This window comes from Streptomyces sp. NBC_01478, from assembly GCF_036227225.1.
Lineage (GTDB): Bacteria > Actinomycetota > Actinomycetes > Streptomycetales > Streptomycetaceae > Streptomyces.
Map to the genome: position 1 here is coordinate 5,994,129 of NZ_CP109444.1, position 12,384 is coordinate 6,006,512.

The window sequence follows — 12,384 nt, forward strand, 5'->3', positions numbered from 1 at the left end:
GGATGTGCGGTCGGAGGCTAGCCGTCCGGGCCTACCGTACCCGGCTGGCTCTGTGTGACCTGGCCAAGCCCGTCACCCGATACAGGACCGGTATCCCAACGTGCACCGATGTGAAGGGGACGTGATCGGGGTCACTTCTTGCTGTCGATGACCGCCTCCATCACGCTCTTCGCGATGGGGGCCGCGAGGCCGCCGCCGGAGATGTCGTCACGGTTGGCGCTGGAGTCCTCGATGACCACGGCCACGGCCACCGGCGAGCTGCCGTCGGGGAGCTTGGCGTAGGAGAGGAACCAGGCGTACGGGTTCTCGCTGTTGTCGACGCCGTGCTGGGCGGTACCGGTCTTGCCGCCGACGGTGACGCCGTCGATCTTCGCCTTCGTGCCCGTGCCCTTCTCGACGACCGTCTCCATCATCGACTGCAGGATCTGCGCGTTCTTCGAGGAGAGCGGCTGGCTCATCTCCTCCGGCTCGGTCTGCGCGATGGTGTCGACGCCCGACGACTGGAGCTTGTCGACCATGTACGGCTTCATCAGCTTGCCGTCGTTGGCGACCGCGGAGGCGACCATGGCCATCTGCAGCGGGGTCGCCGCGGTGTTGAACTGGCCGATCGAGGAGAGCGCGGTCTGCGAGGAGTTCATGTTGTCGGAGAAGACCGAGGCGCTGGAGCGGATCGGGGTGAACTGCTCGGAGTCGAAGCCGAACTTCTTCGCCTCGGCCAGCATCTTGTCGTTGCCGAGGTCCGAGCCGATCTTGCCGAAGACGGTGTTGCAGGAGTACTGCAGCGCGACGCGCATGGTCGCGTTCTTGCAGGGGATGCTGCCCTCGTTCTTCAGCTCGGTCGTGGTGCCCTTCATGATGTAGGGCAGCGGCGAGTCGGTCGCCGAGTCGGCGGACGAGTACAGGTTGTTCTCCAGGGCGGCGGCCGCGGTGACCACCTTGAAGGTGGAGCCCGGAGGGTAGGTCTCGCGCAGCGCCCGGTTGAGCATCGGGTCGTTCGGGTCGTACTTCTTCTGGAGCTTCTGCCAGGCCTTGGAGTCCGTGGAGGTGGAGTTCCCGGCGAACGACGACGGGTCGTACGACGGGTAGGACGCCAGCGCCAGGATCTTGCCGGTGGACGGGTCGAGGGCGACGACCGCGCCCTTGCCGCCCTGCTTCGTCAGACCGCTCCACGCGGCCTTCTGCGCGGCCTCGTTGAGGGTGGTGACGACGTTGCCGCCCGACTTCGCCTTGCCCGTGATCATGTCGAGGGTGTTGCGGAAGAAGAGCCGGTCGTCGGTGCCGGAGAGGATGCCGTCCTCGATGGACTCGAGTTGGTTGGCGCCGAAGGCCTGCGAGGCGTATCCCGTGACCGGCGCCCACATCGCGCCGTTCTTGTACGTGCGCTTGTACTTCAGGTCGTTCAGCCCGGACGTGCTGGTCTCGGTGGAACCGGTGATCGGGTTGCCGTCGACGATGATGTCGCCGCGCGGGGTGGAGTAGCGCGCGATGGTGACCCGGCGGTTCTTCGGGTCTTCCTTGAGGCTGTCGGTCTTGACGTACTGGAGCCAGTTGTCGCGCAGCAGCAGGGTGAGGACCAGGAGGCCGCAGAAGAGCGCGATCCGGCGCAGGGGCTTGTTCATGACGGGCGGACCACCTGGGTCATCTCGGCGTCGGGACTGGGAGCGGGCGCGGGGGCCGGCCGGCGGGCGGTGTCGCTGATGCGGATCAGGATGCCGATGAGCGCCCAGTTGGCCAGCACGGAGGAACCGCCGTAGGCCATGAACGGCATGGTCATACCGGTCAGCGGGATGAGGCCCATGACGCCGCCGGCCACCACGAAGACCTGGAGGGCGAAGGCGCCGGACAGGCCGACGGCGAGCAGCTTGCCGAACGGGTCGCGGGCGGCCAGCGCGGTGCGTACGCCGCGCTCCACGATCAGGCCGTAGATCAGCAGGATCGCCATGATGCCGGCCAGGCCCAGCTCCTCGCCGAAGGTGGCGAGGATGAAGTCGGAGTTGGCGGCGAACCGGATCAGGTCGGAGTGGCCCTGGCCGAGGCCGCTGCCGAGGGTGCCGCCGGAGCCGAAGGCCCACAGCGCCTGCATCGACTGCTCGGAGTGGCCGGCCGAGCCCGCCTGGCTGAGCTTGTACTCCTTCATCGGGTCCAGCCAGGCCTGGACACGCTGCTGGACGTGCGGTTCGAAGGTGGCCACACCGACCGCGCCGGCCGCGGACATCAGCAGACCGAAGACGATCCAACTGGTCCGCTCGGTGGCGACGTACAGCATGATGATGAACATTCCGAAGAACAGCAGCGAGGTGCCGAGGTCCGTCTCGAAGACCAGGATCAGGATCGAGATGAACCAGACGACCAGGATCGGGCCGAGGTCGCGGCCGCGCGGCAGATACAGGCCGATGAAGCGGCGGCTGGCCAGGGCGAGCGCGTCGCGCTTCACCATCAGGTAGCCGGCGAAGAAGACGGCGAGGGCGATCTTCGCGAACTCACCGGGCTGCAGGGAGCCGAGGCCGGGGATCTTGATCCAGATCTTGGCGCCGTAGATGTTGGCCCCGAGGCCGGGCACCAGCGGCAGCAGGAGCAGCACCAGGGCGGCGAACATCGAGATGTACGTGTAGCGCTGCAGGACGCGGTGGTCCTTGAGGAAGATCAGCACCACCACGAAGAACGCGATGCCCAGCGCGGTGTAGAGCAGTTGCCGTGGCGCCGCGTTGCCCGCCTGGCCGATGGACTGCAGCAGCTTCGACTGGTCGAGCCGCCAGATGATGACGAGCCCCAGGCCGTTGAGCAGCGTGGCCAGCGGCAGGAGCAGCGGGTCCGCGTACGGCGCGAACTTGCGCACGCCCAGATGCGCGACGCCGGCCAGCAGGCCGAGGCCCAGGCCGTAACTCAGCAGCCCGGTCGGCACCTTGTCGTCGATGGCCAGGCCCACGTTGGCGTAGGCGAAGACCGGGATGACGACCGCGAACACCAGGAGCGCCAGCTCGGTGTTGCGCCGGCTCGGTGCGCCGATGGAGCCGATCGTGGACGTGTGGTGCGACGGCGTGTTGGTAGAACTGCTCATCGTGTGACGGGGCCTCTCACGGCTTGCCTATTACTTGCTGCACTGCGAGACGACCTGCTGCTCTTCCTCCGAAAGACTGGGACCGGGGCTGGGAGTCGCAGACGGGGTCGGGGACGGGGACGTCGAAGTCGAGGTCGAAGGAGTCGGCTTCGGCGTGGCCTTGGACGTGAGCGAGGTGCTGGTGGTTCCCGTGGTGCCGCCGGGCTTGCTCGCGGCACTCTCGCGCTCGGACTCCTTCTTGCACGCGGAGGCCTGCACGGCCAGGTCGGCGATCTTCTTCTGGGCGTCCTGGAGACCGCCCTCGGCGATCGTCGCCTTGACCTGCTTCTGCTGGTAGGGCGGCAGGTACTTGAGTTCGATGTCGGGGTGGTCCTTCTCCACCTTCGACAGCGAGACCCAGGCGAGGTCCTGGCTGATGCCCCGGTACAGCGCGACGTGTTCGCCGTTGGCACCGACGAAGTACTGCGTCTGCGTCCAGCGCCAGCCGCCGTACAGGCCACCGCCGATGACGGCGAGCGCGAGCACGGTGTAGAAGGATCTCTTGAACCACCTGCGGCCCTTGGAGGGCTTCACGAAGTCGTCGTCGGTGTAGTCCCCGAAGCTGCCCTCGGGGACGTAGCCGGTGGTGTCGCCGGAGCCGGGCGGGCCGAACTCGCCGCCCCCGCCGCCCTGTCCGGGCACCTGGCGGCCGAGTCCGGAGGCACGGCCGGCCGGGGTCTGCATGATGCCGTTGTCGTGCTGGTGGAGCTGGTTCTCGGCGACCGCGCCGACGATCACCGGGGTGTCCGAGAGCTGCGCGGCGAGGGTGTCGCCGGTGTCGAGGTCGAGGACGTCGGCGATGATCACCGTGATGTTGTCGGGGCCGCCGCCGCGCAGCGCGAGCTGGATCAGCTCCTGCACGGTCTCCTGGGGGCCCTGGTAGCTGGCGAGGGTGTCCTCCATCGTCTGGTGGGAGACGACTCCCGACAGCCCGTCGGAACAGATCAAGTACCGGTCGCCGGCGCGGACTTCACGGATCGACAGGTCCGGCTCGACGTGGTCGCCACTGCCGAGCGCACGCATCAGGAGCGCGCGCTGCGGGTGGGTGGTGGCCTCTTCCTCGGTGATCCGCCCCTCGTCGACCAGCCGCTGCACCCACGTGTGGTCCTGGGTGATCTGGGTCAGCACGCCGTCGCGCAGCAAGTAGGCGCGGGAGTCCCCGACATGGACGAGGCCGAGCCGCTGCCCGGTCCACAGCAGGGCGGTGAGCGTGGTGCCCATGCCCTCCAGTTGGGGGTCCTCCTCGACCATCATCCGCAACTGGTCGTTGGCCCGCTGCACGGCGGTGCCGAGCGAGGTGAGGATGTCGGAGCCCGGCACGTCGTCGTCCAGCGAGACGATGGTCGAGATCACCTCGGAGGAGGCGACCTCACCGGCGGCCTGGCCGCCCATCCCGTCGGCGATCGCGAGGAGACGGGGACCGGCGTAGCCGGAGTCCTCGTTGCCCTCGCGGATCATGCCTTTGTGCGATCCGGCGGCGAAGCGCAGTGACAGACTCATGCGCACCTCGCCCGTCGGCTCCGGGTACATCCGCACGGTGCCCACCCTCCGGTCGGGAGCGCGCCGGGGTCCGCCAGGCGGTCCGCCGCTGCGTGCTCGCTCCGCTCGCTCATTGTCTGTACTACTTCCGCAGCTCGATGACGGTCTTGCCGATGCGGATCGGCGCGCCCAGCGGAATCGGTGTGGGGGTCGTCAGCCGGGACCGGTCCAGGTACGTGCCGTTCGTGGATCCGAGGTCCTCGACGATCCACTGGCCGTCGCGGTCCGGGTAGATCCTGGCATGACGGCTGGACGCGTAGTCGTCGTCCAGCACGATCGTCGAATCGTGCGCCCGGCCCAGGGTGATGGTCTGGCCCTGGAGCGCGACGGTCGTACCCGTGAGGATTCCCTCACTGACGACGAGTTTGGTGGGGGCGTTACGGCGCTGCCGGCCGCCCCCGCTCGGTTGCTGCTGGCGCTGCTGCGGAGGTGCCGCCTGGCGGGCGGCCTGCTGCTGCGGCCGTCCCGCGTCCCGTCGCGAGCCGCGCTGAGTGACACGCGTTCCGAACAGGTCGCTGCGGATGACCTGCACGGCCACGATCACGAACAGCCACAGTACGGCCAGGAAACCCAGCCGCATGACCGTGAGGGTCAGCTCTGACATTGCCCCCGCTTCACCCTTCGGCTTGCCGGTAAATGATGGTGGTACTGCCCACGACGATCCGCGAGCCGTCGCGGAGCGTAGCGCGGGTGGTGTGCTGCCCGTCCACCACGATGCCGTTGGTGGACCCGAGATCCTGGATCGTCGAGGGCGTTCCGGTCCGGATCTCACAGTGCCGGCGGGATACGCCGGGGTCGTCGATCCGCACGTCGGCTTCGGTGCTGCGGCCCATCACCAACGTCGCGCGGGAGATCTGATGGCGTGCGCCGTTGATCTCCACCCAGTACCGCATCCGCACACCGGGCGCCGGGGCGGCGGGCGCGGGCTGGAGGTACGGCGCCGAGCCGCGACCGCCGGGCGGCGGTGCGGCCGGCATCGGCGGCGGTGCGCTCGCGGGGGCGGCGGGCGGATAGCCGTAGCCGCCGGGCCGTCCGGCCGGCGGTGCCGCCGGAGCGGGGGTGCCGGGAGCCTGCTGGTTGGTGGAGGAGGCGAGCGTACGGCTGCGCACCCGGTACAGACCGGTGTCGAGGTCGTCCGCCTTCTCCAGGTGGACCTTGATGGGTCCCATGAAGGTGTAGCGCTGCTGCTTGGCGTAGTCGCGCACCATCCCGGCGAGCTCGTCACCGAGCTGGCCGGAGTAGGGGCTGAGCCGCTCGAAGTCCGGCGTGCTCAGCTCCACGATGAAGTCGTTGGGTACGACGGTCCGGTCGCGGTTCCAGATCGTCGCGTTGTTGTCGCACTCCCGCTGGAGCGCGCCGGCGATCTCGACCGGCTGGACCTCGGACTTGAACACCTTGGCGAAGGTGCCGTTGACCAGACCTTCGAGGCGTTGCTCGAACTTCTTCAGGACTCCCATGGGGCACCTCCTCCGTCGTCGCCGCACTGGCTGTCGTAGCGACCGCCGTGCCGGCTGTCGTGGTGATTGTCGTGCTGACTGCCTTGGTACTGCTTACTGATCGTATCCACGCGCCGGTAAATCGGCTGGTTCCCCCTTGTCGGCCCGGTCGAACTCCTTCTGCCCCTACTCCTGTCAGTACTCCTGCCCAGGATCGTAGAGGGGGCCGCAGACAAGTGTCCCGCACCTGACTGTGGACCTTGCCCCCCTCCTGGGGAGATGGCGGTTACCGGTACGAGGTTGATACGTGAACCGGTCCACGTTGATACGTGGTGGGCGGTGTGGGGTGTTCGGCGGGGTGGGGGGCGGTGGTGTGGGGTGGGCCTGGGGGGAGGTGGCGGGCGTCGGCGGGGGCCGAGTGGGGGCCTGGTGGGGGCCCCGGGCGGGGCGTTCCGCTCGGGGAACGGGGGGTCCTGCTCAGGGGAAAGCGATGTGAATCCACCCCGTGCACCGTGCTAATCTTCTGCATGTCGGAAGGCGCCAGCCCCCCAGGGGAAGGGCCTGAGGACACACCCAATGCGCGGGTGGCGGAATAGGCAGACGCGCTGGATTCAGGTTCCAGTGCCCGAAAGGGCGTGGGGGTTCAACTCCCCCCTCGCGCACAGAGAGAAACCGACGAAACGGGCTCTCACCAGTGACGAAAGTCATGGTGGGGGTCCGTTTCTCGTTGGTGTGCCGGGCTACGACCCGGACGGGGACGTGGCAGGGCCCCGGCCGTGAGATACCTCACCGCCGGGGGCGCTCACCTCCGAGTAGGAGCTCTCGAGCCACTTCTTGATCTTGCGGCGGTTGGCGTGGGCCAGTTGGAAGGCCAGGAGGATCGTCTGGGCCGCGATGCCGCGGATGCGGCGTGAGCCCGCGGCTTCGATGCCTTCGGCGAGGGGGTTCTTGGCGTAGCCGTTGTAGCCCTCGACGCTGTTGCGAAGCCGGAAGTAGACCTTCTGCCAGTCCGGGCCGCCGTACTCCAGGACCTGCCACTGCTTGGCGCCGGCTTCCGGGCTGACGGTGATGGCGTTCTGGCGGCAGACCTTGACCGGGCCCGCTGGGCTGGGTTTCGGGTCGATGAGGGGGAGGTGGATGCCGCGGCCCAGGGTGTGGGGCTTGATGAGGCACTGGGCCTTGCCCGCTTCGGCGGGGCACATCATCCGCTGGTAGCCGTCGTCATCGGCGTTCTGTTTCGGCATGAGGCGGTAGCCGCGGCGGGCGGCGATCAGCCGGACCCAGGTCTCCCGGTCGATGCGCTCGGCGTACAGGTCGATCGTGGCGTTGATGAGGGGCTCCGGCATGGACGGGCAGTACCAGCGGCCCTCGACGAGGATCGAGCCCTCCGTTCCGGCCTGTTTGCCGAGCTGGTCTTCCCGGTAGTCGTAGACGGGCTTGTAGCCCATGGCCCGGACGGGGATCTGCCACTCCGTGGGCTCGGAGTTGTTGTAGGCGCGGTCGCCGGCGAGGTAGCCGGGTTTGTATCCGCGTTCCTGGAGCCGGTTGAGGACCTTCAGGCCGTTGTAGGCCGGGCGCTGCCCGGGCTTGTCGAGGGCGACGCCGAGGACGAGGGCCGGGAGGACGTCGGGGTTCGGGGTGCCGTCGTCGAGGAGCACGGTGTCGTGTTCGGTGTCACGGGTCACGATGAGGTGGGCGTCGTAGCCGTAGAGGTACTTCTTCTTGAGCGAGGTCTTCTTCTTGCGCTTGGAGGTCTGGGCTTTGCCCTTCTTGGCGGGCGGTGGAGGCGGGCGCATGGAGTCGGAGACCGGTGCGTCGGGGTCGCGGTGGTCGCCGTCGCGTACGTACCAGCCGGCGTCGGGGTCGGTGGCGAGCTCGGGCCCGTTCGTGGCACGGCCGCAGGAGAACGTGCGGACAGGGGTGGCGATGCCCAGGGAGACCTCCGCCAGCTCCGCCAGGAGGCCGTGGAGGGGCCGCACGGAGGCATCCAGCGCGAACTCGGTGAACAGCGCCAGGCGCCGCTCCCGCTCCGCCAGGTCGTCGATGTCGGCTGCCGCCATCAGCTCGCCGGCCTTCTCTCGCGAGAGGTGTCCGTCGGGCGGCAACGGGGAGGGGTTCATCGCGTCCTTCATGGAGTGGAAGAGACGCCGGACAACGGCGTATGCCGCCTCGAATCCCCGGTCGTGGTCTTCGTACTCGGGTATGTCGAGCCGGGCGCGCAGCCGCTGGCCGATGCGGACGTACAGGATGTCCGTGACCCGCTCCAGGACGATCTTGCCGCCGGTGTCCTGGGTGCAGATGTGGAGGCCGGTCAGGAGGTTTCTGAGGTGCAGGGTGCGGTGGCGGCCTCGCGGGAGGTGGACGAACTCCTCCAGCAGTGGGACGAGTTGGCTGTTGTCGACTTCCTCGATCGCGGCGTCGGCGTCGACGCTCGGTGCGCATCGCCAGGAGGCGCTCGTGGCGATCGCTCGGCCGGCTGCGTGGCGCCGTTGCGGCCGAGCAGTGCGACGGTCTCGCCGCGCGCGACGGTCAGGTCGATGCCGGCCGCGGCACGCACGCCGCCGAGGTCCGGACGACCCCGCCGAGTTCCAGAGCTGATGTCATGCCCGACGGTACGGAGGCGAGGGCGCCCGGCGGCAGGACCAACCGTCAGGACTTCGGCGGGACGAATGTCATAGGGGTAACTGTCTTACGGATCAGTGGAGTTGGCGCCTCCGGTCGATCCGATGAATCACCGTTCCCGGTCGGCCCTGGGCATCCACAGCAGGACGAGCACCACGCCGCCGAGCAGGATCAGCCCACTCGTGCGGAACGCGGCCGCGTACCCGTCCGTGAGGGCCGCCGCACCCGGCGCTCCGGCCGTGCGCGCCGCCGCGACCGTCGACAGGATCGACAGGCCGAGCGCGCCGCCCATCGTGCGCGACGTGTTGATAAGGCCGGACACCAGACCCACGTCACCGGGCGCAGCGCCCGATGTCGCCAGGGACGAGAGAGGCGTCGAGGCCAGGCCCGCACCGAGCATCATCAGCATGCCCGGCAGCAGGATCGACGTGACATACGAGCCGTCCGGGGTCATCGTCGACTGCCAGCCGACCCCGGCCGCGGCCACCAGGAGCCCGACGACCGTGACGTTCTTCGCCCCGATCACCGGCATCAGGCGCGGCGCCAGCTTCGACCCGACGACCCCCGTCAACGACGACGGTACGAGGGCGAATCCGGCCTGGACCGGCGAGTAGCCGAGCACGTTCTGCGCGTACACCGTCATGAAGAACCACATGGCGAACATGGCCGCGCCGGAGATCATCATCGTCGCGTTCGCCGCCGCCACCGACCGCACCCGGAAGAGCCCGAGCGGCATCAGCGGAGCCTTGGTCCGCGCCTCGACCAGGAGGAACGCCACGATGAGCAGCAGCCCTGTGACGAGCGGCACGAGCGTCGCGGGCGCCGTCCACCCTTCGACCTCGGTCTGCACGATCCCGTACGCGAGCGTGGCGAGGCCCGCCGTGACAAGCAGTGCGCCCGGCAGGTCGAGCCGCCGCCGCTCGCCGCCCCGGCTCTCGGTCAGCCAGCGCACGCCCGCCGCGAGGACGAGCACACCGACGGGCACGTTGATGAGCAGCACCCAGCGCCAGGAAATCAGATCGGTGAGCACTCCGCCGACCGCGCCACCGACCGCACCGCCGCCCGCACCGACCGCCGTCCAGGTCCCGATGACCCGCACCCGCGCGGGCCCTTCGGACACGGCCGAGGTGAGCAGGGTGAGCGTGGACGGGGCGAGCACGGCCGCGCCGAGGCCCTGGACGGCCCGGGCGGCGAGCAGGTGCCAGCCCTCCTGGGCGAGTCCGCCCGCGAGGGAAGCGGCCGTGAACAGGGCGAGCCCGACGAGGAACATCCGCTTGCGCCCGAACAGGTCCCCGGCCCGGCCGCCGAGCAGCATGAACCCGGCGAACGCGATCGAGTACGCGTTGACCACCCACTGCAGCCCGATCGCGCTGAGCCCCAGGCCGGCCCGCATCGACGGCAGCGCGGTGTTGACCACCGACACATCGAGGACGACCAGGAACTGTCCCGCGCACACCGTGAGCACCACCGCCCAGGTCGGTACGGCCTTGCGGGACGAGCGGGTGGGTAGGCGGGTGTCGGCGGGTGTCTTGACCATGCCAACAATCCTCTCAGCCGGGCCTCGCCCCGCAGATCCGGGGTTCGACGGAGGGGCCGCCGGCCCGAAGGGTGTTGCACAAGGCCGTGAGCTGAGCATCTCCGTTGTACGGCTGGGGTGTTGACGGCCGAGCGGATGTGGGTGGAGACGTTCACCGGGCTGCGGATGGATCAGTTCGGCCGACTGTTGCGGGCAGTCCGAGATCGTGGGGGCAACGGGACTTCGCGCGGTCGGCCCTGGAGTCTTCCGCCGGGCCAGCGGGTCCTGGTGGTGGCCGTCCACTACCGCACGAACCTGACCGTGCGACAGCTCGGGCCGCTGTTCGGGATCTCCTCCTCCACCGTGTGCCAGGTGATCCGGCGGCTCGGTCCGCCGCCGGCACTGGAGCCGCTCTCCCGTCCGGCCGAGGCGGATGACCGGTTGTGGATCGTGCGCGCCCGCGCGGTCGTCTCAGGAGCGAGGAGCATCGACGAACTCGCCGAGTGGGGGTCAGCGTGCCTCGAACGCACTCCTGACAATGATCGGGATCCGCCGCCACCTGCTCAGATGGTGGCGCGCTCCGTCGCCGGCCACGATCGGCCGTGTGCTGGAGGTTGTTGACGGTGGCGCCCCGGACCGGGCGGTCGGTGCCCACCTGGCCGACCGGCACCGTGCCGCCACCGAACCCGCCCAGGTACCGTCGTCCTCCGCGTCCGGGCCCTCGCGCGCGAGCGCTGTCGACGGCAAAGGACTCAAGGGATCAGCCCGTCTCACCGCGACGCGCCGGCATCTGCTCTCCGCGGTCACTCACGGCACCGTCGTGACCCTCGCCCAGGTGGAGGTCGGCGCGAAGACGAACGAAACCACCCGCTTCCGTCCGCTGCCGGCACCGCTGGACCTGACCGGCACCGTCGTCACCTTCGGCGCCCTGCACTCGGTCGAGGCGAATATCTCCTGGCTGGTCGAGACCAAGAGGGCCCACCACATCGCCGTGATCAAGACCGATCAGCTCACCGCCTGCGCCCAACTCGCTGCCCTGCCCCGGCAGTCCATGCGGTCCGGCACACCGCGTCCGGGGCCGGACACGGACGCCGCGAGTCCCGCTCGATCAAGACCGCGGAAGCGCCGGTGAACTCGGCGGAATCGCCTTCCTGATACCCGCCCGGCCATCCGCGTCCACCGCCGCCACCGGCAGACCGGCGGGCGTGAGACCCGCGCGAGTGTCTACGCCGGCACCGGCCGCGATGCCCACCAGACCCGCCCCCCCAGACCCGCCCGGCCGAGCCGGCCGCCGCGATCGGTGGGCACTGGGGAGGGGAGAACTCCTCGCACCGCATCAGGGAGGTCACCTCCGCCGAGGGTGCCTCCACCGTCCACGCCGGGACCGAAGCACGGGCCATGGCGCCCCTCCGCGATCTCGCCGTCGGCGTGCTGAAACCCTCGGAGCCGACAACGTTGCCAAGACCACTCGGGTAATCCACGACGAAACCCGGCGAGCTCCCCATCCTGGGCATAACCAACAATCCGGACGGCTACGGAAATTGATCGAGTCCTGACGCAGGGTGCCCTTCCCGAAGATCAGCCCAGGCGCTAATCTTATTTCGGAAACGAACGAACACTCGGCTGTCGGAACCAGTCGAACCCGTTCTGAGCCGCTTTGTAGGGGGATCTTCATGTCTTCACCGTTGTCTTCACCGTTAGTGATGTTGAATAACGAACTTACCGCTACTGCTGATGGCGGCCTGAAGGTCGCATGTAACGTTCGCCAGGTTGAGGCCATGGCGACTCGGCCCTGTTCGTAGCGCTGCCTGATGCGGGTGTCCCGCATCGTGCGCAGCGCTACTTGAGCGTCCCGAATTCACGTTGGGCCTCATTTCCTGCCTCCGCTACCGCCTCATGGTTGCGGAAGGCTCCTTTTAGTCGGCGAGTGACGCAGAGGGATTCTGCATTCCTCGAACCGGCAGGCCGCGCCGTGAGTTTCCTCGTGTATTCCCCATACGCCGAAACCGTCTGCGAGTATCTCCGCTTCGGCGGAATTGACGGGCTTCTTTCGGCGAACAACGTCGTGCCTATGTATCTGTCGTAGACCACCGGTACCGCAGGTTCATCAGGGCTCAGGATTTGTCGCCGATGCGGCCCACTGTGCACCTGGTCAACACGGCACGTGCCGGTCC

General features: G+C 68.7%; 8 protein-coding genes, 1 tRNA gene and 1 pseudogene. 3 read left to right on the plus strand and 7 right to left on the minus strand.

The features are described 5' to 3' along the window. Positions 1-131: 131 nt before the first annotated feature. The 5 genes from OG223_RS27095 to OG223_RS27115 all read right to left on the minus strand — a co-directional run bounded on the left by OG223_RS27095 (position 132) and on the right by OG223_RS27115 (position 6,093). The gene (locus OG223_RS27095; RefSeq protein WP_329253778.1) at positions 132-1,619 is read right to left on the minus strand and encodes a peptidoglycan D,D-transpeptidase FtsI family protein; all 1,488 of its coding nucleotides are present in this window, start codon (positions 1,617-1,619) and stop codon (positions 132-134) included. After that, positions 1,616-3,058: an FtsW/RodA/SpoVE family cell cycle protein gene (locus tag OG223_RS27100; protein ID WP_329253781.1), complete on the minus strand. Its 1,443-nt coding sequence runs from the start codon at positions 3,056-3,058 to the stop codon at positions 1,616-1,618. The genes OG223_RS27095 and OG223_RS27100 overlap by 4 nt, the downstream gene beginning before the upstream one ends. 30 nt (positions 3,059-3,088) lie before the next feature. After that, entirely contained in the window at positions 3,089-4,627 is a 1,539-nt protein-coding gene (locus OG223_RS27105) for a Stp1/IreP family PP2C-type Ser/Thr phosphatase (RefSeq protein ID WP_329265493.1), read from the minus strand. Positions 4,628-4,718: 91 nt separating this feature from the next. Continuing rightward, complete coding sequence (locus tag OG223_RS27110; RefSeq protein ID WP_043675935.1) at positions 4,719-5,240, minus strand: FHA domain-containing protein FhaB/FipA; 522 nt, start codon at positions 5,238-5,240, stop codon at positions 4,719-4,721. A gap of 10 nt (positions 5,241-5,250) precedes the next feature. Then, a complete protein-coding gene (locus OG223_RS27115) occupies positions 5,251-6,093 on the minus strand; it encodes a DUF3662 and FHA domain-containing protein (protein ID WP_329253785.1) in 843 nt (280 codons plus the stop codon). Positions 6,094-6,650: 557 nt separating this feature from the next. Between OG223_RS27115 and OG223_RS27120 the strand changes: the two genes are divergently transcribed. Then, positions 6,651-6,734: transfer RNA gene (locus OG223_RS27120), tRNA-Leu, on the plus strand. A 78-nt stretch (positions 6,735-6,812) separates the two neighbouring features. On the opposite strand, the gene OG223_RS27125 is transcribed toward OG223_RS27120, so the two are convergent. Together OG223_RS27125 and OG223_RS27130 are read right to left on the minus strand one after the other, a co-directional pair. Next, on the minus strand, positions 6,813-8,204 hold the full coding sequence (locus tag OG223_RS27125) for a hypothetical protein (protein WP_329253788.1): 1,392 nt from the start codon (positions 8,202-8,204) through the stop codon (positions 6,813-6,815). Between the two features lie 599 nt (positions 8,205-8,803). Further along, positions 8,804-10,231 carry an MFS transporter gene (locus OG223_RS27130; protein WP_329253792.1) on the minus strand — a complete coding sequence of 476 codons (1,428 nt, stop codon included), beginning with the start codon at positions 10,229-10,231 and terminating at the stop codon, positions 8,804-8,806. Positions 10,232-10,366: 135 nt separating this feature from the next. Here OG223_RS27130 and OG223_RS27135 point away from each other — a divergent pair. Further along, a pseudogene (locus OG223_RS27135) lies at positions 10,367-10,699 on the plus strand (helix-turn-helix domain-containing protein); the annotation flags it as partial. Positions 10,700-10,814: 115 nt separating this feature from the next. Then, entirely contained in the window at positions 10,815-11,342 is a 528-nt protein-coding gene (locus OG223_RS27140) for a hypothetical protein (protein ID WP_329253795.1), read from the plus strand. Positions 11,343-12,384: the final 1,042 nt, after the last annotated feature.